Source organism: Desulfopila inferna, assembly GCF_016919005.1.
Lineage (GTDB): Bacteria > Desulfobacterota > Desulfobulbia > Desulfobulbales > Desulfocapsaceae > Desulfopila_A > Desulfopila_A inferna.
Genome location: NZ_JAFFQE010000001.1, coordinates 1 through 26,408 on the forward strand (window position 1 = coordinate 1; position 26,408 = coordinate 26,408).

The following is a 26,408-nucleotide window of genomic DNA, read 5'->3' on the forward strand; positions in this document are numbered from 1 at the left end:
AAAGATGTTTCGTGGGTTGCGACTGATGTCGCGACGAGATATTTAATCTAATCGATTCTAAAAACTCTGTCAAGATTTATTTCTCGTTTATTTCTGCCTCCGTTGCGCTCAAATCGTTGCCGATCACTCGCGCCCCAAGGACCGAGCAAACCTACATTATCGCCCTCAGACTGTCAACGCCTTTTTTGTGAATATTTAGGCTTGAAATGGTATATTGCATCTATAACCGTATATTACTGCAAAAAATGAAAAATCCTGCTATTCAAAATCTATGATTGTTTCAGCTTGAATGACGATAGCCGAAAACGACAATACCAAACTCTACCTTACTTAATATTTTATCACTCTAAAACGTATAATGGAAAAGAAAAAAGAACTGTTGAGGAGCTTGCCGAAGGTCGACGAAAGTATGGTCCGCCTTTATCCCGTTATTCCAGAAAAAATTTCTTCAGTTCAATTGAAAAATATTGTTCGACAATGCATCGAAAGAGAAAGGCGAAAGATATTAAGCGACGTTGATAATTACACTGCGCTCACCGATGAGCAATGGCAAAATCTCTTCCTCTCCCAAGTAAAACAAGGGTTGAGGTATAATCTCAGGCGAGTCATCAATGGCACCGGGGTTGTTATCCATACTAATCTCGGACGCTCTCTGCTCTCCGATAAGGCGGCTGAACAACTTGTCCAATGCAGCCGGCATTATACAAATCTTGAGTTTGATCTCAGCAGCGGAAAAAGAGGCAGTCGTTATTCTCTCGTGGAACAACTCATCTGCGAACTCACCGGGGCTGAAGCCGCGCTTGTAGTGAATAACAATGCCGCAGCCGTTCTTCTTGTTATTGATACTCTTGCCCACGGAAAAGAGGCTATTGTTTCACGGGGCGAGCTTGTAGAGATAGGCGGCTCTTTCCGAATTCCAGATGTGATGGCGAAAAGCGGGGCTACACTGATCGAGGTCGGAGCAACCAACAGGACACACTTTTATGACTATGAACGAGCCATTACTGAAGAAACTGCTCTGTTGCTTAAAGTTCACACTTCCAATTTCAGGATACTGGGTTTCACCAAACAGGTGTCCACCGAAGAGTTGGTAACGCTGGCTCGGGATAGGAATATCCGAGTGATGGAGGACCTCGGCAGCGGCTGCCTGCTCGATCTCTCCCCGTTCGGCCTCCCGAAAGAACCGACGGTGCAGGAGGTCGTCAAGTCAGGAGCTGACATAGTTACCTTCAGCGGCGACAAGCTTCTGGGCGGTCCACAGGCTGGTATCATAGTCGGTAAAAAAGAGGTGGTTGAGCAGGTAAAGAAAAACCCCCTGAATCGAGCCCTTCGCATAGATAAGTTCACTCTGGCTTCACTGGAGAGTATTCTGCGCACCTATTATGATTTCGACGAGGCCCTTCTGCATATTCCCACACTCAGAATGCTGACTGAGGAGGCGGGTCTCATTAAAAAGAGAGCGCAAAAGGTTTTGAGAAAATTAAAGAAAGCGAGTATAGAAAATTGTACATTTTCCCTGCAGCCGACCATGTCCCAAACAGGAGGCGGCGCCATCCCCGCCTATGGTCTCGAAAGCTGGGCTCTGCAGCTGTGTCCTGCCGAGGTTTCTCTTAACAGGTTCGAAAGCGACATGCGTGATAGTGCTCTTCCGCTGATCGGCCGCATAGAAGACAATCGTTTTTTGATTGATTTCCGCACTATCCTGGATACTGACATTGCAGAACTTACCCTTCTTTTAACAGAATATTTTATAAAATGATTTGATGCAGTCTTTAAACCATCCGGCCCCGGTCGAGCCATTACAAGAAGAAGATCTCCACCTTTTTTACTCCTCCTATAGAGAAGTTGTAGCGGAAAAGATTCCATGTTTTGAAAACCTTCTTTTTTTTAACAAGGACAATGTGATAGACGCTGAGCAATATGTATCGTCTTTCGAAACCCTGAAAAAGATGGAAGGCTACTTTAATAGATGCGAGACCCAGGAGAGTCACGATCACTTCTGCTATTGCGCCAATCAGGCAATCATTTTCACGATCCCCATGAAAGAACGGGAGTGTATCGCCGTCATCAGCGGGGTCGATTCTTACTTTAGTAATCATGTCTCAAGCGATTGGTTGGAGGAATTCCGAAAAACTGTTATCTGGAATTTTTTGCTGATTAAGGGTGCAGGAATTGACCCGGAGACTGGTCTGCCGAACAGCAGGGTGTTCTATAACACGCTTGAGCGGTTCCCGGGGGATATCCTGCCCTCGATCCTGCTTGTCGAGCTTTTCCCCAGGGCACGTTCCTCGAGAGAGTCTCAAATCCATACTGCTAAGGCGGTTCGTTCATTAAGAAGCTGTATTGACTGCCAATTGCCGTTATTTTATTTGGGAAATCATCTCTTCGGCGTAATCGGCAGCTTTGTTGAGAGGAAGAGCTGTCTTATCCTTGGCCGCAAAATATTATCCTGGTTGCGCAGTGATGGTTTTAGAAAAATACATATTGGAATGCGCAGGGAAAATGAACTGATTGACCTGGAAAATACAAATATTCATCGCGAAGCAGTTGAACAGGCGTATTTCGCCCTACAGACTGCCGGAAAAAGAGGACCTTTTTCCCTGTGTGATTATCATCGATTGCGAAACCCCGAAGAACATCCTCTGCGGAAGCCCTCTAAGGCTTTATTGGCAAAATTCAGAAGACGATGGCAGGGAGTCGAACATTTCTCCATTGTACAATTTCAATCTGCACAAAGTAAAGATACCGAATTTTTAGCAGCCAGTCTTATTGATAACAGCGTCATTTGTGAAGGCCAGGATGTGTATGTTTTCCTGCCGGAAACCGGATCCCAGGAAGCCCTACGTCGGAGCAAAAAATGGTTGTCGGCTCTAGATGTGGGGGATATCCTGACTGGCGTGGCTTGTTTCCCTCATTTTTCTTTCACCAAAAGCCAGACTGTATTTAACTGCCGAAAGGCCTTGCATCACGCCTCCTTCTTCGGTCCATGTGGCAGTGCAGTCTTTAATGCTGTAAGTTTGAATGTCAGTGGAGATATATATTATGCTGAGGGAGATCTTACCTCAGCGGTGAGGGAGTACCGAACTGGGTTGATATGCGACCCGGTGGATACCAATCTTCTCAATAGCCTTGGAGTATCCTATGCGGATATGGATAAGCACAGGGAAGCACTTCAATGCTTTGAGAAAGTTCTTTCCTTTGATCCCACCAATTTTATGGCTCTCTATAATGCCGGTCTTGGGGCTGAGCTCAATGGCAGGCAGAGCGATGCCGTTGACTGTTTTGAGCGCGCCTGGTGCCAGGACACCGAGTTTTCTGAGGAAAAAGATGATCTTGCTTTTCATCTGGGCCGATTATATTGTCTGGACGGCCGGTACGGCGAGTCCGTAGATGTACTTCTGCCCTGGTATCAAAAGCAGAGTGGGGGGAAGCCGAAGGAAAAAGCTTTGCCCTATCTGGGACGATCATACCACGGTCTCGGGCAGGATGATAAAGCCATGATTTGGCTACAGAGAGCCTTGAAATATTACGAATTTGATGCGGAGTCCATGGGATTGCTCGGCCTTGTTTATTTGATAAATAAGGAGGGCGATGATATTGCCCTCACCTTGTGTGAGAAGAGCACCACTATTGAACCGGATAATATTAACTTGAAAATGTATCTGGCGAAAGTGCAGATTGCCTGCAGGCTTCATGGTGAAGCCAGAGCAACACTGAAAAAATGTTTACGTAATAAGACCACCAGGACAGAGGCTCAACTATTGTCCGCTCTCAATTATAAAGAGGAGGGGCAGGTAAAAAGGGCGAGGTTTTGGATCAAGACGTTACTGGAAAATACAGCTCTGGATAACGACATAGCAGCTCAGGCTCATACAATAGAAGAGGAATTAGATGGACTTTGAAATCAGTAAAGACCGCAGAAGGGTCTCGCGGGAACCAAAATATAATCTGGATAATACCGTTGTAGGCGATTCCTGGAGGATGTTCAGAATCATGGCGGAGTTTGTAGATGGATTTGATGCACTTTCGGCAATCGATGTTCCCGCCGTCACCATCTATGGCTCAGCCAGGACAGCGAAGAATGATCCTTATTATACGATTACGGAAACCCTGGCCGGCGAGCTGGCAAAGGCCGGATACGGAGTCATTACCGGAGGAGGTCCTGGAATAATGGAAGCCGCCAATAAAGGAGCCTTCGAGGCAGGAGGGATTTCCATCGGTTTGAATATAGCTCTGCCGCATGAACAGGAAGCCAACCCCTATACAAACTTTCCTCTTGATTTTAAGTATTTTTTTGTGAGGAAGGTTATGCTGATGAAGTATTCCATGGCATTTATCTGCATGCCGGGAGGTTTTGGATCTCTCGATGAGCTATTTGAATCGCTGACACTGATCCAGACCCAGCGGGTGCGCCCCTTTCCCATCGTCCTTTTCGGCTCGGAGTTTTGGAGCGGACTTGTCAACTGGATGGAAGATGCCCTTCTGGCCCGGGGAAACATTCATGCAGATGATACCTCGCTTTTTAAGGTTTTGGATGAGGTCGAGGATGTACTGCAATATATAACCAGTAATGTCGTAGCGTAAAAGATTGAATGCAATTATTTTTTTGAATATGTTATCTTAGTCGAACTGATTCCTTTGGAATACATGTCTGGTATTAATTTGCCTGTCTGATAACATCCTATGGTTTGGCGGCGGAGCGAGGATTTTTAAAGTTTCTGATTTGGATTATGATAATTATTCATAGATGTTAAAGAGGTTATCACATGGCTCAAATAGATGCGTTTTTTAAACTTATGAACGATGAGGGTGCCTCTGATCTTCATATGGTTGCCGATCAACAGCCGATTCTGCGTATTCGCGGAGATATGGAGCGAGTAAAGTTTAAACGGCTTAACAATGATGAACTTCGGGCAATGCTGTATGAGATCTGCCCGGAAGAAAAAATTAAAGCATTTGAAGAGAACGGTGACATCGATTTCGGCTATGAAATTCCAGGGCTTGCCCGTTATCGTTGTAACTTCTTCAGACAGAAATATGGAGTAGGAGCGGTCTTCCGTGAAATTCCCAGTGAGATAATGACCTGCGAGCAGCTGGGGCTGCCCAAGGTAATCGCCCGTCTCGCGCATCTGCCGAAAGGACTGGTGTTGGTGACCGGACCCACAGGCTCGGGTAAATCTACAACTCTTGCTGCCATTGTCGATGAGGCAAACAAAAACCGAAAGGATCATATTCTCACCATTGAAGACCCCATCGAATTTGTGCATACCAGTCAGAAGTGCATCATCAATCATCGGGAAGTCGGGACGCATACCAAAAGTTTTACCGCGGCCCTTCGGGGGGCATTACGTGAGGACCCCGATATTATTATGGTCGGGGAGATGCGCGATCTCGAAACCATATCTCTGGCGATGGAAGCGGCCATGACCGGGCACCTCGTTTTCGGTACCCTGCATACTTTGAATGCCATGAAGACGGTTGACCGGATCATTGAGATTTTTCCGGCAAATCAACAGGGGCAGGTGCGATCCACCCTGGCAGATGCACTCAAGGCCGTGGTTTCCCAGACACTGTTTAAGCGAAAAGATATCAAGGGGCGCTGCGCTGCACTTGAAATTCTTATTGCGACCCCGGCCGTCCGCAATCTTATTCGAGAGGGTAAGACATATCAGATACTCTCAACCATGCAGACAGGAAAAAAATTCGGTATGCAGACGCTTGATGATGCCATTATGACATTTCTTGATAAGAAAATGATCAGTGCAGATGATGCCTATTCCAATTGCGTTGAAAAGGCCAAATTTGTCAAATACCTGCGTAAACCGCCGACCGATTTTACCGATGTCTGATGTGATTTAGGCACTTTACGTATTAATCAAGCGAAAGGAGAGTATCTATATGGTACTCTCCTTTTTTCGTTGTAACCGTCACTGTTCCCGCTGTTTTGATCGGCAGCACGGCAACATGATGTCTTCGGCACCTTTCCAGCACAGACGGGGCAGGAAATGTTCCATGGTTGCCGGATGAAACCACCATAACATCGGGCCTGACCTTATCGACAAATAATTCCGAGTTCGAGGTTGATGAACCGTGGTGAGTGGCGAGAAGAAGGTTTGCTTTAAGATCCAGTTGATCGGTGACAAGGTGTTCTTCCATTTTCGCGGAAATATCTCCAGGGAAAAGTGCGGAAAAGCTACCGTGTCTATACTTGAGCACCAGGCCGTTGTCATTGCTGGTGATGGCAGAAGGGGTAGAAGTATTGGTCAGTACTGTAAGAGAAGCATCGCCGTTTTGGTGAAGAATCGTGTTTGAGAGAGGGATCTTAACCGTGACATTTTTCTCGGCAGCAGTAAGAAGAAGCCGATTCCAGCCCTCTGCATCGTAATCTTTCTGGGAAAGCCATAAAGTTTTCACCTTAAAGTGACGTAAAATAAAAATGAGACCGTTATAATGATCGCTATCGGGATGGGTTATGACGATATCATCTATTCTGCCGATTCCCCGCCTGAATATATAGGGCGCAATTACCCTTTCTCCTATATTAAAAGCCGGTGAGGATATAGCGCCACCATCGATGAGCAGCCTCCTTCCACCAGGCATTTCAATAAAGGTGCAGCTGCCATGTCCCACATCCAGGTAAGCGATAGTCGACTCTTTGGTCAATGATTTTGTGACTTCTCCTGGAGGCCAGGCAAGGAATAAAAGAGCCACGGCCGGGAGGAGCAGTGAGGGGAGATGGTAGCGCGCAGGATAATGTTCTTTGAGGAAAAAAGGTAAAAAACTGAGATAATATAGATAGATATATAGAATTGAGGGTGCAGGCAGATAGATTGACGAGTTGGGGATTGCCTTGAACAGAGAAGTTGCCGAGACAGCAAGAGAAATACCTATTCCGCCAATGTCGAAGAGGAAATCCGCCGCCATGGGAAAAATAAAAAGAACAGCGCTGGCGATAAAACCGATATTCAGACTCCAGAGACAAATGAGGGGTTCGATAATGAGGTTGGCGGCAACGCCGACGAGTGAAATTCTATTGAAATGATAGATTAGAAGCGGTGCAGTTCCGAGAGTTGCGGCCAAAGAGATGCCCATCGCCGCAACTACCCAGGTAACAGCTGTTATCGGCCATTTTCGCGTAAGAGCATCCTTTATCCTCCCGTTAATTTTGAATATTAACGGAACTGCTGCTGCAATTGCCATCACGGCGGAAAAGGTCAGCTGGAAAGATGGTGAGAAGAGATACCCCGGAGAGAGAATTAGAAGGAAAAGCGCCGCACAAGATATCAGTGGAACAAAGGAATGTTTTTTTCCCGAGCAGATGGCAAGAATAACGATCAGACTCATTATAAATGAACGCAGTACTGGTGCTTTGGCGCCGGCTATAAGTGCATAGAAGAGAAGAGGGGCAATGCAGAGTATTGCAGCAGTTTTTTTTGTATTGATCCTGAAGATAAGCCATTCCGAGCGGCGCAACAGCCAAAAGAAGATAGTAAAGAGGAAAACTCCAAGCAGCGACATGTGCATTCCGGAAATAGCAAGTATGTGCAATACGCCGGCATTTTTGAAAAGCTCAAGAGTGGAGGGCGAGATGGCAGATCTGTCCCCGGTGAGAAGAGCCTTGTAGACTGCTGCCGGCTCACCGCTGAGGCCCGCATCAATAGCTCTGTTTATCCTCTCCCGGAGAAGTTCAGGGAAGTATCTCAGTGCCTCTGAGAAAGATGTACTGTTGTGCACAACCACAACATGCAAAAGTGAAGAGACATACCCCGTGACATAGATATTCTGATTGGCAAGGTAGGCAGGATAGTCGAAGCTTCCCGGAGTCATAAATCTCTGCGGTTCTTGAAGTTTTGCCCGGACAGCAATGGTTTTTCCCGGAAGAATAGAGGACGGAAGCCTTTCTTTGATGGCGTAGCGAATGGTGCCGTGCGACGATTGATATTCGGAGGTCGCTGTACGTATCAAGATAGGATCAACATCAAACCTGGTCACCTCGCCATTAAAGCTGAAAAGGTGTTTGACTTTTCCCACCACCAGAAATTCTTCCTGATTATTGAGATTATTGAAAATATGAGTCAGGGAGGTTGGAGGATTCTGTGCTTCGCTGCCGGCATAGAGTCCAATCTGCAGGAAGAGCGGCAGCAGCAATAGATGGGCAGCCGTGATCCGTCTGCAGGCGGAGAAAAGCAGGAGCAGTGCAAATGTGATCAGGGTTAGGGAATGGTGATCATATTGCGGGAAACCATGGGAGATAACAATTCCCGAGATGTAGGAGAGAGTAATAGCGACAATAAGATGAGAGCGAAGTATTCGGGAAGGGCTCAAATGATTTCCTTGATGAATTCCAGATGGTTTTTAACGACATCCCGATTTTTCAGGACACATCTGAGTGCGGCATCTCCGCTTTGTCTGCGATAGTCTGGATCCTGGAGAAGCGTATCGAGGACGGCTATGAATATCTCCTGGTCCGGAACACTGAAACCACCGCCGCAGGCAATGAGATCCTCACTTATTTCCTCAAAATCCTCCATATAGATGCCGAAGATAACCGGTTTGCCCTGGGCTGCGGGTTCAAGCGGATTGTGCCCTCCGGCGTTGACGAGGCTTCCACCGACAAAGCAGATATCTCCTTGATTGTAGAAGGAAACCAGTTCACCAATTGTATCAAGGATGAATAGATCGGTGGTGAATTCCTGCTCTTTCGAGCGCAGCTGCGGATCTATGCCCGTAGATTTTGCCAGTAGGGCAATTTCCTCCGCTCTCTGTATGTCTCTTGGAGCGATGATGATCTTGAAATCATGAGTTTTCCGTAATACCAGGAAGGCTTCAAGAAGAAGAGCCTCTTCACCTGGATGGGTCGATCCGGCAATGAACAATGGTTTTCTATTATTCCTGAGAAAGCCGGCGGCAATATCCATATGTTGAGGGGGCAGTGATTCAAACTTGAGATTGCCTAATTTGCAGACCCTGTTTTTATCAATGCCGAAGTCAATAAAACGCTGGCTGTCAGCTTCGGTCTGCACGGCAAGAAAACGAAGCGATTGAAACATCGGTAAAAAGAAAAAGGAGTATCGCTGATATCTTTTCATGGAGCGCCGTGATATTCTGCCATTGACAAGAAGCGCCGGAATGTTTCGCTTTTCAAGCTGTCGGAGAAAATTGGGCCAGAAGTCGGTTTCGACCAGGATAAAAAGGTCCGGTGAGATGCGGTTTATATAATATGAGCACACCGGCAGTATATCCAGAGGAAAGGCAATTATCCGATCGCAATAGGGCGAGAGCATTTTTTTACTGAGTTCATAACCGGTTCGGGTGGAGGCCGAGAAGATCAGCGTGGTATCATCAAGTTCTTTTCTCAAGCCGGAAACAAGAGGAAGGGCAGAGGTAACCTCGCCTACGGAAAGGGCATGAATCCAGATGACACGTTCTCGGGATTTCAGCCTGGATAACTTCTTTCGCAGACCAAAACCCAGACGCCTGGGAATATTCTTACGGTATTTTTCCTGCAGTGCTATATAGAGGCAGAGCAGCGGAAAAAAAAGTATGAGTAATACTATATGTAAGAGATTATAAAATATCAGCAAATTTTACCCTCCATTCTGGAGCGGCATAATACCATAATGTCGTTCCCCGGGAAAGCGTAAGGATTAAAAGAAAGTGCAGGCATTAAAAGAAAACTTGTAATTGAACGGCGGGTCTGCACTTGTCCGCCGCAAAGCTGACTACTGCTGGCTCTGGTGCTCAGGAAGGAAATATATGAATATAATATTGGTTGGCGAACAAGAGATAATCCAGGGAAAGATTATTCTTATCGATCGCAGAGCTGAGCATATTGTCAAAGTTCTTAAAAGTGAGATCGGTGATATAGTAAAGATCGGAATCATTAACGGAAAAATTGGTACGGCAAAGATACTCGGTATAAAAAGGAAATTCCCTTTCTCGGTGGAACTCGAAGGGATTTTTACCTCCATGCCCCCGGATAAGAATCCGGTTGATCTATTGCTGGCCCTGCCGCGGCCGATAATGCTGCGCCGCATTCTCGCTCAGATAGCCTCCCTTGGTGTGGAAACACTGCATGTCGTCAATGCCGCACGTGTCGAGAAGAGCTTCTGGGATGCAGGTCTGCTGGAGCCGGAGGAGTATGAGCAGCATCTGATCTCTGGACTTGAGCAGTCAGTCGACACTGTTTTCCCAAGTATCTTCTTTCACAAGCGATTCAAACCGTTTATCGAAGATTTCTTTCCTTCGATTTCCCACAAATATAAATACCTGCTCTATGCCCATCCTGCCGGAAGAAAGCTTCTCGGCGAACTCCTTGGTCCCGGTAGCGGCAAAATTCTTGTAGCCATTGGTCCGGAAGGTGGATGGGTGGATTTCGAGACCGAAAAACTGGAAGCTTATGGTTTCGAGGGGTTTTCAATAGGACCGCGAATCCTCAAGGTAGATACGGCAGTGGTCAATATCCACGGCCGCGCTATGGCTGGAATCGAGGGTTAATGAGAGTGAGTTTATGGCAACAGCAAAAGGATAACTGCAGCGGTTAGAAATTTCTGTGCCTGCATTCATTGCATAATTGCAGATTTGCGTGTATATCCATTTTCCTTATTTAACTCCCTTGTTGTAGTTGACTTTCAGTCGTGAGAAAACCAGTGAAAGCTATTGTAGGTCTAGGAAAAATATTGCCTCAACTTGGATTGTTGACAGCCATGATGCTATGGGCCAGCTCATTTGTCGCCCTGAAAATTGCCTTTCGTGCATATGATCCTATGGTTGTCATTTTCGGCCGAATGCTGGTGGCAAGTATGTGCTTTCTGATTATTGGCTTTCGCTTTCGCAGGTCTTTTACCTATCAAAAAGGAGACTATCTCCGTATTCTATTTATGGCTTTCTGTGAGCCATGTCTCTACTTTCTCTTTGAAGCCCAAGCCATTGTTTATACAACGGCATCCCAGGCTGGTATTATCACTGCGACTCTACCAATTATGGTTATGGTTTCAGCGTCATTACTTCTCAAAGAGAAAACAGGGATCAAAGGCTGGCTGGGAGCAGTTCTCGCCATTGCCGGAGTGCTCTGGCTTACTCTTGAAAGCTCCCCTGTGGAGAATGCACCAAATCCGGCTCTGGGGAACTTTTTTGAATTTGTGGCAATGATTTGCGCCACCGGCTATATGGTAACTCTGCGTCATCTGGTATTGCGCTATTCTCCATTTTTTCTCACCGCCATACAGGCCTTTGTCGGTTGCATTTTTTATTTTCCATTTCTCTTTCTGCCAACCACGACACTACCATCCTCACTGAGTGTGCCATCTACCCTGGCGATCTGCTATCTGGGAGCGGTTATTACCCTCGGTGCTTATGGGCTCTATAACTACGGAGCTAAATATATTCCTGCAAGCCAAGCTGCCTCATATGTCAATCTGATACCTGTGATCAGTGTCCTTCTGGGATGGCTCATACTTGATGAAAGCTTTGCACGGAATCAGATATTTGCCGCTGCGGTGGTAATGATGGGAGTCTGGTTGACGCAGCAAAAATCCAAGGAAATGCAACAGAGCTAGTTCCTGCCGATATCATATTCGGCAGCCGTCGTTTATCTAGCCTCCATTTTTCACGATGCCTTTCTTCGTAGCTTCTTTGTATCTTCGCGAAATATTTAACCCTGATATTCAGAATTCCTGGAACTATTTCCGTTGTAAGTTCCTGAAAAATTGTAATTTAAGCTATAGCAAATGCTTCAATAAAAATAATGCCAATAATCATTGGCAATCATTGTAAAAAGAATATTGTTGTAATGTATGACTCAATGAGTCATGAAGATAATATATGTATTTATAATGACGAGGAAACGACACAGCGTTTATGTGAAGCAGTTCTTCTGGATAAACACACGAGACGTTACCTGGAAAATATTTCGGAGTCAGTTAGAATTTTAGTGCGGTAAACTCTCAAGAGGCTGCTCGGAATTTATTGAAGTATGGAAACAAAAGTACAAGGAGAGATATGAACTATATGTTTTAACAAAGAGATCCAAACATTTATAAGGCAGAGGATACGGTGAATCATGAGAACACGGGCAAAAAAAATAATTGCACTTTTCGATTCGGCGGTGGCAAATGAACAACGCTACGAGTTTCAAAATGCCAAGAGATACTACAGCAAAATCGTTGAAATCTACCCAAATAGTCCAGAGGCAGGAATTGCAAGGGAAAGAATCCAGGACATGGATGCGCTTAGTCGAGAAAAGAGAATCTATAAAAGAATCGACCGCAATGCCAGACGCGTACTCACCGAAATAGGAATTGATATCTCCAGCAACCCTGAATTGATGAAAATATTAATGGATGCTGATGCTATCGACTTCAACAACGAGCATTCGCTCTATATTCCCCTGACTGAAGAATACGTCGACTCGTGCCTCGCCGAAGTGCCCACTTACATGGCCGAAGATCCCGGAGAAAATGCCTTTGGTACAGGTGCTACCCCGCCGTTCCTGCTGCGGCCCGATCGTCAGGATGTTCTGGCGCCGGCCACGCGGCTGGAGTTCGAGGAGATAGTTCAAACCGCTGCAGAATATACGGATACCCTTGGTATCTTCAGCATTCCGGTGGCTACGGATAAGTCGATAGACGATTTCGAATGCTCCAGATTGATGGAGCAGTTTTCCGATCTGAAAATGACCTATACGAAAAATATGACCGATGAGGAAACAGCCTATTTCCGTAATCGGGACGATTGGCTGGACGGCACCAGTTTGATCACTTCTTTGACCTACATGCCGTCCATGGTCGCTCCTTTTATTCGCAGCATTCAAAGCGGCAACAATGTGCTGCTGCTGGATCTCACTATTGCCGGGTCCACAGGGCCGATAAGTCCGGAAGCCCTGCTTACCCAGATCCATGCTCAGGTACTCTTCATGATGATACTGGCCCAGACCATCAATCCGAATGTGAGCTGCGTTCACGGCGGCATTCCCGATGTTCTCGGGATCAGCGGCGATCTCTGTTACAGCGATCCCAGCCAGCCCATCATCAATTCAGCCATGGCCCGGCTGAACATGTGGGTAACCGGCTTTCCGTCGGCGCAATCAGGCGGAAGCACCAGTATTATTAACGATATCCCGGCGGCGGTTGAGGAATCCGAACTCAGCCGCAACACTTTGCGGGAATACGGTGTCCACATTCTGCGTCATGCCATGGGTGCCATGGGGAGTCTGAACTATTTCAGCCTGGAAAAATTTATTCAGGACTGCGAGCGTGAACGAGAGTCGCGCAGAATTATGCTTAAAACCAGACATGATTTTGTCGTACCCCTCTATTTTCCCGAAGACAAGCATGTTCTCAGCGGAATCCGGGAAATTGCAGTAAAAGGCGGGGCTAAAAATGCTGATCATACCCTCAACAATACCGGCGCTTTCATGAAATGGCAAAAACAGCTTATAGAGATGTCCGAAAAGAAGGTTTACTATCCTGAGTTCCGGAATTCTCTGCAGAAACACAAAAAGAACATTGATCGTACCACAAAAGGAGAGAGAGTAAGCCAGTTGCAGGATACCCTGTTTCCTGATGGAGATATACCAACCGAGGAAATCTGATTGAAATGGCCAAAGGGAGGATCAATCCCCGTGATTGTTGAAATCCCCGATAAACCAGACGACAGGTAAATGTTTGCTATCAATTGTCTTATATAAATATGAATACTCCCTTTGTTTTCCTAGTTACAAAGAGAATAAACAGGAGACATCGAACGGCAGGTATTTTGAATGGCGAGGTGGTAATGGCCTCGGTAAAATAAAGATTAATGCTCCTTTTTGACCATGTAATCTATTTTTGGTAATAAGGAGTCCATTTTGGTGTGCTTTTTACATCAGAAATTTTCTGTCATTAGTGACCCGCTTTCTCTTGATCTGTGGGATCCTGCTTTAAATACTTAAATAATCCTCAGGCACCAGATCCACGGTCTCCAGGTCATTCACCGAGCTGCGAATATGCGCTGCAACAGCATCTGCCGCCAGATCTGCATCGTGCTGTGCAAGAGCACTAATAATCGCTTTGTGATCTTCCAGAGAGGGACTTATGGATAACTTACTGAAGGGGTCAAAAAGGATCAAAAATATCCTCGTTCTGTCGAGAAGTTCCTCAATATAGGAGGTAAGTACGCTGTTTTCGGAGAATTCAGCAATTTTTTGATGAAAGGTATCGTTAACGATATAATATTCATCTAAATTATGTAGATTAAAAACTTTTTCTTCTTCGTCAATCAGCTCGTTGAGAATGGCCACCTGTTCTGCTGTGATAGTCAGTGCGGTGAGCCTTACGGCCATTTGCTCAAGATGACCACGAACCAGAAAAGTTTCTTCAATCTCCTGAAGAGTAGGGGTAATGACAAATGCGCCTCTGTTGGGAATGCTGTTCACCAACCCTTCCGCTTCCAGCCTTTTTATGGCGCTGCGCACCGGGGTTCTGCTGACTCCCAGCTTTTGAGCAAGGCTTCCCTCGACGAGCTGACTACCCTGTCTGATGTAGCGTTTTCGGATAGCATTTTTAATCTTTTGATAGACTGTGTCTTCAGAATTTCCTCGAATTGGTTCCATATTCATCATACGTAAAACCTGGCTGTGGCTAAATGAAATAGGCCATATTGTTGAATGAGCTATCGGTGATATTTTGTCTCCGATCTTTAAGTCATATCGAAAGCTTGAGAGTATATCGTCTAATCAAGCTGAGCTGGATTAGAACCTTAAGCAGATTAAATAGAAAAAAATCTCAATAAAATACTAAATTTCACAGGCCAAACAACGAATATTATCCTAAGCTACCGTCCCTGTCTAGAACGAAAATTGTGCAATGACCAATTATTGCAAAATTGATTATCTTTAGAAAAAATAGCAAGTCATTAAAATATGATCACAATATCAAGCATGTTTTATAGGCAATAAAATAATCTAACCGGTTGGGTTGGGTATATTCTGTTCCACTGTTTAATCAGAAAAGCCGGATGTTGAAAATGTTGCCGTTGATGTGTAAAGTCGTCTTGGTTATCGGCAGCAATATCAAGGAAAAATTGCATTGATATAGCCAAATGTGCGATAATTCTTGACAGTGGCTTTTCAGTGACGTACAACGGTGTTCATAAATAGTATACAATAATACGATACAAAGAAGAAGCTTCATTAGTGAATTATTTCATTTTGGTAAAAGTTCAGAAAAATATTTCTGCGATTGCATTGTCATGAACAAGAGTATGTTGGCAGGGAGTTCATTGAAAAAGAGCAATCCGGCAGGGATGATTGCCGGTGCGGAGATAATTCGAGGGGAGAGTGTTTTATCATTGTCAGTTAGGAAAACAGAAAAACCACCAGAAGCTGCACTGGAAAAAATTGATGAAAGGTAAACGCAGAAACCGATGAGTCGTTATATAAAGAGACCGAGACAGCTACGTGTTTGCTGCCTTATATGGGAAAAAATAATATAAAGAACCTGTGAAGGAAGGAAGAGGAAAAATGTTTAATAAACTTATATCTCAAATTTTGCCGTATGTACCCGAGAAAGTGGTGTGGGTCTTCTCAAAACAGTATATAGCCGGTGAAACTATCGAGGAAGCAGTGCAGGCTGCCAAAAATCTCAATGCTGAAGGCATCATGACCACGATCGATGTGCTTGGCGAGTTTATTAAAAACCTCGATGAAGCTGAAGCCAATAAGCACGAGTATCTTGAGGTAATTGAAGCTGCCGAAAAGGCAAATGTTGACGGCAACTATAGTCTAAAACCTACCTCTTTCGGCCTGCTGATCGATAAGGATACGGCATATAGACATATCCGGGAAATTGTAGAAAAGGCAGCCTCCTACAATAATTTTATACGTATTGACATGGAGGATTCACCTTGTACCGATTTGGAGATTGAGCTTTTCCGGAAATTGAAGGAAGAGTTCCCCAAAAATGTCGGGTTGGTTTTGCAAGCCTATCTGAAGCGAACACATCAGGATATTGAGAACCTCAAAGACCTCAATAGTGAAGATGCTCCACTCAATTTTCGACTGTGTAAGGGAATATATGTAGAACCGGCCTCAATTGCCTATAAAAAATATGAAGAGGTCAATAAACATTTTCTGGAAGATATCGAATTGATGTTTCAGGAGAAAATGTATCCGGCAATAGCGACCCATGATAAACCCATTATCGAAGGGGCCTATAAACTTCTCGAGAAATATAAAGTACCCAAGGACAAATACGAATTTCAGATGCTTTACGGCGTTACCCCCGCACTTCGTAAATCGATATTAGAACAGGGACACAGAATGCGCGTCTATGTCCCGTTTGGCAAAAAGTGGTTCGGCTATTCCACTCGGAGACTGAAAGAGAATCCGGAAATGGCCAGTGTGATAATAAAAGCCCTTTTTTATAAAGGCTAACATAGACTGAACATTGAAATATTGTATGCAGAAGCTAAAATCTGCAGGTTTTAAAAAGGGAGATAACAGATGTTTTCCACATTGAGAATTAATACCGCAACCCGTGAAGTAAAAAAAGAGACCCATTCTTCCAAGGAATATCTTCTTGGTGGAAGAACTTTGTCATCCCGCCTCGTCAGCCGTGAAGTACCGGCTGACTGTGAACCACTTGGCAGAAAGAATTCTCTCTTCTTCTGCAACGGTGCCATGAGCGGCACCACGGTATCGAGCTCGGACCGCATCAGTATCGGAGGCAAAAGCCCCTTGACCGGCGGTATCAAGGAAAGCAACGCCGGAGGGATAGTGGGTACCCGCATGGCGCAGCAGGGTTTGCGCTGTATAACCCTGGAGGATGCGCCACCTCGGAACGCCTCCTGGCAGGTGGTCGTCATTGGCAAAGATAATGTTGAGTTCATTAATGGTGAATTCCTGGCGGGAAAAGGAGTCTACGAGAAATCGGAGCTGTTGAGTGAAAAATTCAGCCCCAAAGCCGGCTGCATCACTATCGGCCCTGCTGCCGAAAAGCTTTTGCTCACCTCGGGTATAGCCTGCTCGGATCCGCACGGCGTTTGTTCCCGTTATGCGGGAAGGGGCGGACTGGGAGCAGTAATGGCTTCAAAGAAGGTTATCGCCATTGTGATTAAAAACGACGGTGAGGTCAAACCTGAATATGTCGATCCCGATGGGTTCAAGGAAGGATCAAAGAAGATCATCAAGCTGCTGCGTGAAAACCCGGTATCTTCTCAATTTACAAAATACGGCACCGCTGCAATGGTTGATATCTGTCAGGCGCTGAAAGTTTTACCTACCCGGAACTTCACTCATGGTGTTATGGAAGGGGCGGAAAAAATCAATGCCCAGACCATGTACGATACCATAAAGGAAAGAGGGGGAGAAGGCCTTACCCAGCATGCCTGTATGCATCCCTGTGCCATCCAATGCTCAAATGTCTATCCCGATAAGGACGGCAAACTGCTCTGCTCGCCGGTGGAATATGAAACTATGGCGTTGATGGGTTCCAATCTTTGTCTGAAGAACCTCGATACCATTGCCACAATGAACCGTATTGCCAATGATGCCGGGGTCGATACCCTCGACTGTGGTGCTGCCATAGGTGTGGCCATGGAAGCGGGACTCGCTGAGTTTGGAGACAATGAAGCCGCTGTGCAGATGATGGAGGAGATACGAAATCTGACTCCGCTTGGCCGCATACTGGCTTCTGGATGTAAGGTGGCGGCTCAGGTGCTTGGTGTCCGACATGCTCCGCATGTCCTCGGCCAGGGTGTTCCCGCCTATGAACCAAGGGGATCGAAAGGCATGGCCATGACCTATCTTTCATCACCCATGGGTGCCGATCATACCTTTGGCTTTACTCTCCGCGATGAGGAAGATCCAACCAGCAAAGAAGGAAAAGTCGCGTTGTCCAAAAAATTCCAGGTAATAGGCTCGCGCATGGATGCCATGGGGATGTGCAACTTTGTTCGTTATTCCGTCCGCGACGATATGACTCCATTGCTGGATCTGATTAAGGCCAGATTTGGGGTCGTCATCAGCGACAAGGAATTTGATGATATGGTGAAAGAAACACTGAAGCTGGAGCATCAGTTTAATAGCGATGCGGGAATACCTGCTCATGCTCATCGATTCACCGAATCCTTCTATGAGGAATCTCAACCGGAAACCGGTGAAAAGGTAGATATTACCGATGAGGAGACTGCCCAGGCTATGCAATGGTAACAGTGATTTTTAAGCTCAGCGCGGCCGGTGTGGTCGAGTTGAAGCTGACGCAGCCGCAATCGCTGGAAACCGTTTTGCAAAAATGTGCTGAAACCGCCAAAATCGAGCTTGGCGGTTTCATCGCAATACGGAACGGCAAAGTTATCACGGCGGAAACGCTGGTCACCGAAAATGATACCATAGATGTCTTTCCCGCTCTTTCGGGAGGGTAGCGATCAGCATCAGGGGCGATCATAGCCCCTGATGCTCCTTAATTTCCACCACTTCACTTTCACTAAACCTACCCTTCTGATCCACCGCGACAAGACATTCTTTTTTGAGAATCCTGAATCAGGTATTACCTTGTAATTAGAACAATTTAAAAAAAATGCAGCTGATCGGCTGAAAATCGTATCTGTTATCTGTCAAAAATTTTGAAAGTACCTATGATTACAGATGAATGCATGATTTACATCTCCATAGGCAATACCAGGATGGGTGATTGCTGCCTATCTATAAAATGATCTATTTTAGAGAAGGAATCGGCTATGAATCTACTGAACAACGCACTCATTCAAATACCGGAACCAGGCAATGAACCGGTCTATGACTATTCACCCGGAAGTAGTGAGCGGATAATACTTGAGGCGGCGCTTGCTGAGGCTGCTGCCCAGACCATCGAGATTCCGCTGATTATCGGGGGAAAAGAAATCACCACCGGAGACCTGGGAAGGGTGGTCATGCCTCATGATCACAAGCACCTGCTGGCAAATTTTCATAAGGCCGGTACCGAGGAGGTACGGATGGCTATCGATACGGCGGTATCGACTCAGGCGGAGTGGCAGTCATTGCGCTGGGAAGAGCGCTGTGCGATTTTCCTCAAAGCCGCCGATCTTCTCTCTCAGAAGTACAGATTCCTTATCAATGCCGGATCAATGCTCTCAACTTCAAAGAATGTACTGCAGGCGGAAATTGATGCGGCTTGCGAACTTATCGATTTTCTGCGTTTTAACGTGTATTTCGCTCAACAGATTTACAGGGAGCAACCTAAATCCTCACCGGGAATCTGGAATTATATGCAGTACAGGCCTCTTGAAGGCTTCGTTTTTGCGGTCACTCCTTTCAACTTTACCGCAATAGCCGGAAACTTGCCGACGGCACCCGCCATAATGGGAAATTGCGTGGTCTGGAAACCTGCCTCCTCCTGTGTCTATACTCCTTATCTTTTTATGAAAATTCTTGAAGAAGCCGGTTTGCCCGATGGAGTGATCAACTTTATCCCCGGTTCGGGAGCCAAGGTGGGGGAGATATGCCTGGCTGATCCTCATCTGGCGGGAATTCACTTCACGGGATCCACCGCAGTCTTTCAGAAGATGTGGAAAACAGTGGGAGAGAATATTGAAAAATACGAATCATATCCGCGCATAGTCGGTGAGACAGGGGGCAAGGATTTCGTTTTTGTCCACAGCAGCGCCGATGTGGAACAGGTTGTCACTGCCCTGATCCGCGGAGCCTTCGAGTACCAGGGGCAGAAATGCTCTGCGGCCAGCCGCGCCTATATCCCGAAAAGTTTATGGCCTGAAGTAAGGAAAGGACTTGAGCGTGGATATGAGAAAATAACCATGGGTCCACCGACGGATTTCACACATCTGGTCAATGCCGTCATTGATCGCTCTGCCTTTACTTCAATAACCAAATATATAGATCACGCCAAAAATCAGCCTGATGCCGAAGTGATCATCGGTGGCGGTTATGATGACAGTGTCGGCTACTTTATCGAGCCGACGATCATTCTCGCTCAAGATCCGAGATTCAAGACCATGGTAGAGGAAATTTTCGGCCCGGTGCTGACAGTGTATGTTTATGAGGATGCCACATATGAAGAGACGCTTGAACTATGCGATGAGTCAACCCCATATGCACTCACCGGTGCCATATTTGCAAGAAGGAGGGAGGCCGTTAGCCTTGCCTTGAAAAAGCTCGAGAATACCGCCGGCAATTTTTATATTAATGACAAGCCAACGGGTTCAGTGGTTGGCCAACAGCCTTTCGGCGGCGGTCGGGCTTCAGGAACCAATGACAAGGCGGGCTCTTTTACCAATCTGCTTCGCTGGGTTTCTCCAAGGACCATAAAAGAAACCTTTGTGGCTCCCACGGATTTTTCCTATCCGTTCATGAAGACTAAGTAGAATCTGGTTACCCCTGAAACTCAGCATTTTCTGGTCTTGAGCTGAAGATTAGGGTAATCAGGAAGTAGAAAGAATGCTTTAGGAAATCATTTTTAACTGGAGTCTTTTCCCTTCCGGAATGTGAAAAAGTTATTGCTATTGCCTGAAAAATTGAAAAATCTCTTCGGCCAGTTCTTTGCCGACGCCGGGGACGGTGCCTAGTTCTTCAAGGCTTGCATGTTTGATCTTTTTCAGGCTGCCCATGGTTTTCAACAGCTGTTTCTTCCGTGCCGGACCAATACCCGGGATGTCGTCGAGTTCCGATGCCAGGGTAGATTTATTGCGAAGTTTGCGGTGGAAGGTAATGCCGAAGCGATGCGATTCGTCGCGAATTCTCATGAGGTGCAGAAGAACGGGATCATGCGGAGCAAGCAGAATGGGATTTTTACGTCCCGGCTTATACAGTTTTTCGCCTTCCGATTCCTTTTCCTTGGCGATGCCGAGCCAGTCGAGTCGATGTTCAATCCCCAGCTCCCGAGCAATTCTGAGGGCCATGCCGAGCTGGCCTTTGCCGCCATCCACCATAAACAGATGAGGGAAATTATCTTCCTCCATTGCCCGGCTGAAGCGTCGGTGCAAAACCTCTGCCATCATGGCGTAATCATCAGGTCCTTCAACCGTGCGTATTTTGTAATGGCGGTATCTTTCCTTGGCCGGTCCTCCTTGATAAAAACAGACCAGAGAACCGACAGCCTCCTTGCCGCTTAGATTGGAAATATCGAGGCACTCTATATATTCAGGAACGGTATCGAGCTTGAGCTTTTTGATAAGTGATGTAGAGAGAGATTTCCAGGATTGTGCCTTTTTCTCTTTTTCTTCGAAAAGTTGAGCGGCATTGGTTTGCGCCATGCCGAGAAGATGGGTTCTATCGCCTCTCTGGGGAATGATAATTGACGTCTTTGCCTGTCTCAACTCAGTAAAGCGTTCAGCGAGCAGTTCCATATCCGCTACCTCAAATGGCAGGATAATCTCTTTGGGAATATTGTCGCCATGAAAATAGAACTGGTTGAGTACCTGGGATACAATAGCCTGATCATCACCGAAGGGGTCCGCCAGAAAATAACTTCTGCTGCCGCTGATCAGGCCGCCCCTGATTATCAACACCGCAATGGCCACAGCAGCATCTTCCCTGACGAAGCCGAAAACGTCCTGGTCCCAAATATGACCGGCGGAAACCACCTGCTTTTCTAGGGTCCGGGAAAGGGCGCTTATCTGGTCCCGTTTTTTGGCAGCCCGCTCGAAATCGAAGGCGGCGGAGTACTGCTTCATCTGCCTCTCCAAAGTAGCAAGAAGGTCTTTATTTTTTCCTTCCAGGATCATAATTATCCTGGCCACATTATCCATATATGATTTTTGATCGGCATGACCGGAGCAAGGCGCCAGACATTGTCCCATCTGATAATTAAGGCATGGACGTTTCCTGGTTTGCAGTTTTCCGCCCTTGCAGCGCCGTAGCGGAAACAGTTTCGATATGAGTCGCAGTGTTGCCCACATGGCCGATGAAGAGGAATACGGACCGAAATAACGCGCTCCGTCCTTTTGTCTTCGCCGCGCCATCGTCACCCGTGGCCACTTTTCCTGGACTGTGACTTTAATCAGCGGATAATTTTTATCGTCGCGAAGGATAATATTGTATTTCGGCGCATGTTTTTTGATCAGAGAGGCTTCGAGGATAAGGGCCTCTTTTTCGGTACGGGTAATGATGGTATCGACCCTGTCTACCTGGGCGAGCATAATGGAGGTTTTGCTGTGGCTGCCGCCATTGAAACGGCTGTAGGAGGAAAGCCTTTTGACCAGGTCCTTGGCCTTGCCTACATAGAGCACCGCGGACTTGGAATCGAGCATCAGGTAGACGCCTGGGGAATGCGGTATGGAGCTGATAAGATCTTGAGAAAACATTAGAAAAATTATTTTAAAGTTTTGATTTGCGGTCAAATATTATAGTCATTGCACGGCGGCAATGCAACCAGCCTGGTAACTATTCAGCAAGAAGCCAAAACCGGCAGTTTTCCTTGAATAGTTACTCAGCATGAAGAAAACCATTTTTCCACTTTACATGGAAGCATCTTTCCGGTATTGAGTGAATAAATATCTTGCAGGTGTCACCAGGATGGTAAAATCGACGGTGATGAAAAGGGAATACGGTGCAAATCCGTAACGTTGGGCCGGCGCTGTAAGCGGGGACAAAAGCTGTATATACCACTGTTGCACTCATCTTGACGGTGAGAAGACGGGAAGGTTCAGCTGGAGGACGATCCGCAAGTCAGAAGACCTGCCTGTAAGACAAAAGACTTTGTAGTCCAGACAAGTCCATGGTGGAGTTCAGCTCTTCCATGGACTTTTTTTTTGCCCGCGGACTATCCATACTTAAAGAAGGATAACAGCAATGAAAACACAGATCGAAGTGGCAAAAGAAGGCAAAATCAGCGAACAGATGAGCGCGGTCGGGGAACAGGAAGGTATTGCCGCAGAGGATATCAGGCAAAGAGTGGCAGATGGCCATATCGTCATTCCGGTGCATCCGCATAGACCGCAGCAGAAAATTGTAGGCATCGGCAAAGGCTTGCGCACTAAAGTCAATGCCTCCATCGGCACTTCATCGGATATCTTCGATATCGATCTTGAAGTGCGAAAAGCGAAAATTGCGGAACAGGAGCAGGCTGACACCCTGATGGAGCTCTCGACCGGTGGAGATCTCGATTTAATACGCCGGGAGATTCTCGCAAATTGCTCACTCCCAGTAGGAAATGTTCCACTCTATCAGGCCTTTGCCGAAACCGCGGCAAAATACGGCAACCCCAATAAACTGGAGGCCGAATATCTTTTTGAGCTGATTGAGCGGCAGCTTGAGGACGGCATCTCCTTTATGGCAATTCATTGCGGTATCAATAGATATACCATCGAAAGGCTACGCAACCAGGGCTATCGCTATGGCGGTCTGGTCTCCAAGGGCGGCACCTTCATGGTCTCCTGGATGGAATACAATAACCTTGAAAATCCCCTGTATGAGCAGTTTGACAGGGTGTGTGCATTGATGAAAAAATATGACGCAGTGCTTTCCCTGGGCAACGGTATCCGCGCCGGAGCAATCCACGACAGCCATGACCGGGCGCAGATGGCGGAAATGATCATAAACTGCGAATTTGCCGAACTCGGCAGGGATATGGGTTGCCAGATGATGGTGGAAGGACCCGGTCATGTGCCGCTCGACGAAATTGAAGGCAATATAATGCTGGAGAAGGCCATGAGCGGCGGGGCGCCTTATTATGTCCTGGGGCCATTGCCTGCCGATTCCGGAGCCGGTTATGATCATATTACCGCGGCCATTGGTGCGGCAAGCTCAGCCTGGCATGGGGCCGACCTGATTTGCTACATAACGCCTGCCGAGCATCTCGCCCTGCCTAATGAAGACGATGTCCGGGAAGGGTTGCGGGCTACCCGTCTTGCTGCGCGCATCGGCGATATCGCCAAATATCCGGAGAGGCGCCACCATGAAAAAAAAGTGGCCCTGGCCCGGCGTGATACCGACTGGAAGGAGCATTTTCAGCTGCTGATGTTTCCGGAAAAAGCCGAAGAGGTAAGGCGCAGCAGGACTCCGGAAAATACCAGCACATGTACTATGTGCGGGGATTTTTGTGCAATGGAGAGAGGCATATCGCTCTTCAAGGATGATATCAGTTTAGAAAAGTGTCGTAACGTTCAGGACTGATATCAGGCCAGGGCGGCATTGAACAGCTTTTTGGTATACTCCTGCCGGGGAGCGGAAAAAACTTCCGCGGCAGGACCTGCCTCGACAATATTGCCATGCTGCATGACCACCACCTGATCGGCAAGAGCTCGAACTACTCTGAGATCATGTGAAATAAAAAGATACGTCATGTTGTATTTATCCTGCAGGCCTTGCAGTAATTTGATTATTTGCGCCTGGATCGTCATGTCCAGAGCTGAGGTTGGTTCATCGAGGACAAGAAATTGGGGACGGAGGATAACCGATCTGGCGATGGCGATGCGCTGGCGCTGCCCCCCGGAGAATTCGTGGGGATAGCGCAGGGCCATCTCCGCTTCCAGCCCCACTTCTTCAAGTATTTCCATGACGGCGGTCCGCCGGTTGACGGCGGATATCTCCGGTGAATGGACTTTGAGTCCCTCGGCGACAATATCCTCGACAGTCAATCGCGGCGAAAGTGATGAAAAGGGATCCTGAAAGACAATCTGCATCTGTTTCCTCAATGGGCGCAGTTGCCGGTTCTGCAGACTGTCAAGCCGGTGCCCGTTGAATTGGATCTTTCCCGTGCTGCGCGTCAGCCTGAGTATGGCCATACCCAGGGTGGTTTTTCCCGAACCGGATTCGCCGACAATACCGCAGGTGGAGCCCGCGGCAATACTCAGATTAACATTATCGACAGCTTTGATGATCGTTACATCTTTTGAAAATAATCTTCTTCGCCTGCCTTTGAGGGTAAAGTGACAGTTGAGCCCCTGGGTAGTGACAAGCGGAGAACTGAATGGTTTAGGGTCGGGTTTGGATGAGGGAATGGATTGCAGCAGCTTTATGGTGTAGTCATGTTTCGGTGCGTCGAAAATCTCTCTGGTTGTTCCATTTTCTATGATCCTGCCATCTTTCATTATATGAACGGTATCGGCAACCTTCTGCACCAGAGGGAGATTATGGGTGATGAGGAGAATTGCCATATTGAATTCATCCTGAAGATCCTTGAGCAGCTCAAGTATCTGAGCCTGCACGGTCACATCCAGAGCGGTTGTGGGCTCGTCGGCAATGAGCAGCTTCGGCCTACAGGCTATGGCCATGGCGATCATAACCCTTTGGCGCTGGCCACCGGAAAGCTGATGCGGAAATGAGCGCAGTCTCTCTTCAGGGTTTGGTATACCTGTTCTGTCCAGCAGGCGGGCGGCTTCACGCAGAGCCTCATCGGTATTCATGGCCCTGTGCAGCATCAGCGGTTCTATAAGCTGATTACCGACGGAATAAAGAGGATTGAGGGAAGTCATCGGCTCCTGAAAGATCATGGCAACGGTATTGCCGCGCAATTTCCTGAGTTCTTCGTATTCGAAACTGAAAATATCTTTATTTTCCAGGAAGATGGAGCCTGTCTGCTTCACCGAGCTTATCTGCTCGATCAGGCGGAGAATAGAGAGGGCGGTCACGGTTTTTCCTGAACCGGATTCACCTACCAGAGCCACCGTTTCAGATCTGGCGATGGAAAAGGAAATATCGGTCAGAATCTGAGTGTAGCTTGGTGATTTTGACGATGATTCCTGTTCAAACCAGGTACAGAGTTTTTCTATCTTCAGCAAAGTATTCATAGTCAGTGAACCTGGAAATCCTTATACCGGTGGCCATCATAGCACTCCTGAACCTGTACACCGGTTACATTTGCCTGAGGCGAGCCTTCGTCGAGCCACTCGATCATCTTTTCAATATCACTTTCGCTTCCCTGGAAAACCGCCCCCACAGTGCCGTCCGGCTCATTTCTGACCCAGCCCTTGAGGGACAGTTTTTCGGCTTTCCGCCTGGTATAGTCACGGAAAAAAACTCCCTGTACACGTCCTTTTATGCGCGCATGTACTGTTTTCATAGTTGATTCCTCGTCTAGCAGCGGAAGAGTATAACGAAATTTTTCCAGGCTCATCCCGGCAACTTTGATGACTTTTTACGAGAGCATTGTGTATGGCACTTCTCAATCTTGAAAAGTTAACTGACCTATTCTCCGGGATATCAGATTACTGATGGGTACCCGATAGCTATACGATATTGTTTTGCAGAAAATTTGCAATTTCGGTATTGGCGATTTTCTCCATTTCCTTGAAGGAGATGGTCATGCCGACATCATAAGCGCTTTCGCCGAAAGCTTCAATGCGTACCTAGGTTTCAATGAGGAGCAGAGGAGGGCCCTCATGAATGGGGAGGCTGACCTGTATTCTCGAACCGATAGGCAGAGGTGCTGAATTATCAAAAAGAATGCCGCCTATGCAGATATCTTTGCTTGTTCCGG

The 26,408-nt window shown here is 46.8% G+C and carries 19 protein-coding genes and 1 riboswitch; of the genes, 13 read left to right on the plus strand and 6 right to left on the minus strand.

Annotation, left to right across the window (positions count from 1 at the left end; all coding sequences use genetic code 11):
* Positions 1-358: 358 nt before the first annotated feature.
* The 4 genes from selA to JWG88_RS00020 all read left to right on the plus strand — a co-directional run bounded on the left by selA (position 359) and on the right by JWG88_RS00020 (position 5,849).
* Positions 359-1,759: an L-seryl-tRNA(Sec) selenium transferase gene (gene selA / locus JWG88_RS00005; RefSeq protein WP_205231629.1), complete on the plus strand. Its 1,401-nt coding sequence runs from the start codon at positions 359-361 to the stop codon at positions 1,757-1,759.
* A 4-nt stretch (positions 1,760-1,763) separates the two neighbouring features.
* Positions 1,764-3,902: a tetratricopeptide repeat protein gene (locus tag JWG88_RS00010; protein ID WP_205231630.1), complete on the plus strand. Its 2,139-nt coding sequence runs from the start codon at positions 1,764-1,766 to the stop codon at positions 3,900-3,902.
* The gene (locus JWG88_RS00015) at positions 3,892-4,584 is read left to right on the plus strand and encodes an LOG family protein (RefSeq protein WP_205231631.1); all 693 of its coding nucleotides are present in this window, start codon (positions 3,892-3,894) and stop codon (positions 4,582-4,584) included. The genes JWG88_RS00010 and JWG88_RS00015 overlap by 11 nt, the downstream gene beginning before the upstream one ends.
* 182 nt (positions 4,585-4,766) lie before the next feature.
* Positions 4,767-5,849 carry a type IV pilus twitching motility protein PilT gene (locus JWG88_RS00020; RefSeq protein ID WP_205231632.1) on the plus strand — a complete coding sequence of 361 codons (1,083 nt, stop codon included), beginning with the start codon at positions 4,767-4,769 and terminating at the stop codon, positions 5,847-5,849.
* 22 nt (positions 5,850-5,871) lie between these two features.
* Here JWG88_RS00020 and JWG88_RS00025 read toward each other — a convergent pair whose 3' ends face one another.
* Together JWG88_RS00025 and JWG88_RS00030 are read right to left on the minus strand one after the other, a co-directional pair.
* Positions 5,872-8,325 carry a DNA internalization-related competence protein ComEC/Rec2 gene (locus JWG88_RS00025; protein WP_205231633.1) on the minus strand — a complete coding sequence of 818 codons (2,454 nt, stop codon included), beginning with the start codon at positions 8,323-8,325 and terminating at the stop codon, positions 5,872-5,874.
* The gene (locus JWG88_RS00030; RefSeq protein ID WP_205231634.1) at positions 8,322-9,584 is read right to left on the minus strand and encodes a 3-deoxy-D-manno-octulosonic acid transferase; all 1,263 of its coding nucleotides are present in this window, start codon (positions 9,582-9,584) and stop codon (positions 8,322-8,324) included. The genes JWG88_RS00025 and JWG88_RS00030 overlap by 4 nt, the downstream gene beginning before the upstream one ends.
* A gap of 172 nt (positions 9,585-9,756) precedes the next feature.
* Between JWG88_RS00030 and JWG88_RS00035 the strand changes: the two genes are divergently transcribed.
* From JWG88_RS00035 to JWG88_RS00045, 3 genes are all read left to right on the plus strand, one after another.
* Positions 9,757-10,497, plus strand: a complete 741-nt coding sequence (locus JWG88_RS00035; RefSeq protein ID WP_205231635.1) for a 16S rRNA (uracil(1498)-N(3))-methyltransferase — start codon at positions 9,757-9,759, stop codon at positions 10,495-10,497.
* A gap of 152 nt (positions 10,498-10,649) precedes the next feature.
* Positions 10,650-11,558 carry a DMT family transporter gene (locus tag JWG88_RS00040; RefSeq protein ID WP_337833090.1) on the plus strand — a complete coding sequence of 303 codons (909 nt, stop codon included), beginning with the start codon at positions 10,650-10,652 and terminating at the stop codon, positions 11,556-11,558.
* Positions 11,559-12,061: 503 nt separating this feature from the next.
* On the plus strand, positions 12,062-13,591 hold the full coding sequence (locus JWG88_RS00045; RefSeq protein ID WP_205231636.1) for a trimethylamine methyltransferase family protein: 1,530 nt from the start codon (positions 12,062-12,064) through the stop codon (positions 13,589-13,591).
* A 327-nt stretch (positions 13,592-13,918) separates the two neighbouring features.
* Here JWG88_RS00045 and JWG88_RS00050 read toward each other — a convergent pair whose 3' ends face one another.
* A complete protein-coding gene (locus JWG88_RS00050; protein WP_205231637.1) occupies positions 13,919-14,590 on the minus strand; it encodes a GntR family transcriptional regulator in 672 nt (223 codons plus the stop codon).
* 668 nt (positions 14,591-15,258) lie between these two features.
* Here JWG88_RS00050 and JWG88_RS21790 point away from each other — a divergent pair.
* The 5 genes from JWG88_RS21790 (at position 15,259) to pruA (ending at position 20,355) form a co-directional block, all read left to right on the plus strand.
* Positions 15,259-15,390 (plus strand): hypothetical protein, encoded by a 132-nt coding sequence (locus tag JWG88_RS21790; protein WP_306793024.1) that lies wholly within the window; start codon positions 15,259-15,261, stop codon positions 15,388-15,390.
* A 109-nt stretch (positions 15,391-15,499) separates the two neighbouring features.
* Entirely contained in the window at positions 15,500-16,411 is a 912-nt protein-coding gene (locus tag JWG88_RS00055; protein WP_205231638.1) for a proline dehydrogenase family protein, read from the plus strand.
* Positions 16,412-16,480: 69 nt separating this feature from the next.
* Positions 16,481-18,187 carry an aldehyde ferredoxin oxidoreductase C-terminal domain-containing protein gene (locus JWG88_RS00060; RefSeq protein WP_205231639.1) on the plus strand — a complete coding sequence of 569 codons (1,707 nt, stop codon included), beginning with the start codon at positions 16,481-16,483 and terminating at the stop codon, positions 18,185-18,187.
* Positions 18,181-18,399 carry a MoaD/ThiS family protein gene (locus JWG88_RS00065; RefSeq protein ID WP_205231640.1) on the plus strand — a complete coding sequence of 73 codons (219 nt, stop codon included), beginning with the start codon at positions 18,181-18,183 and terminating at the stop codon, positions 18,397-18,399. Before JWG88_RS00060 ends, JWG88_RS00065 begins: the two co-directional genes overlap by 7 nt.
* Positions 18,400-18,714: 315 nt before the next feature.
* On the plus strand, positions 18,715-20,355 hold the full coding sequence (gene pruA / locus JWG88_RS00070) for an L-glutamate gamma-semialdehyde dehydrogenase (RefSeq protein WP_205231641.1): 1,641 nt from the start codon (positions 18,715-18,717) through the stop codon (positions 20,353-20,355).
* A 135-nt stretch (positions 20,356-20,490) separates the two neighbouring features.
* Here the strand turns inward: pruA and uvrC are convergent, their stop codons facing one another.
* A complete protein-coding gene (gene uvrC, locus JWG88_RS00075) occupies positions 20,491-22,293 on the minus strand; it encodes an excinuclease ABC subunit UvrC (protein WP_205231642.1) in 1,803 nt (600 codons plus the stop codon).
* A gap of 181 nt (positions 22,294-22,474) precedes the next feature.
* A riboswitch (cobalamin riboswitch) is annotated at positions 22,475-22,688 on the plus strand.
* A gap of 92 nt (positions 22,689-22,780) precedes the next feature.
* Between uvrC and thiC the strand changes: the two genes are divergently transcribed.
* Positions 22,781-24,103, plus strand: coding sequence for a phosphomethylpyrimidine synthase ThiC (gene thiC, locus JWG88_RS00080; protein WP_205231643.1), 1,323 nt, complete (start codon positions 22,781-22,783; stop codon positions 24,101-24,103).
* A 2-nt stretch (positions 24,104-24,105) separates the two neighbouring features.
* Here thiC and JWG88_RS00085 read toward each other — a convergent pair whose 3' ends face one another.
* Complete coding sequence (locus JWG88_RS00085) at positions 24,106-25,719, minus strand: ABC transporter ATP-binding protein (protein ID WP_205231644.1); 1,614 nt, start codon at positions 25,717-25,719, stop codon at positions 24,106-24,108.
* Positions 25,720-25,721: 2 nt separating this feature from the next.
* Positions 25,722-25,991, minus strand: a complete 270-nt coding sequence (locus JWG88_RS00090; RefSeq protein WP_205231645.1) for an acylphosphatase — start codon at positions 25,989-25,991, stop codon at positions 25,722-25,724.
* Positions 25,992-26,408 lie beyond the last annotated feature (417 nt).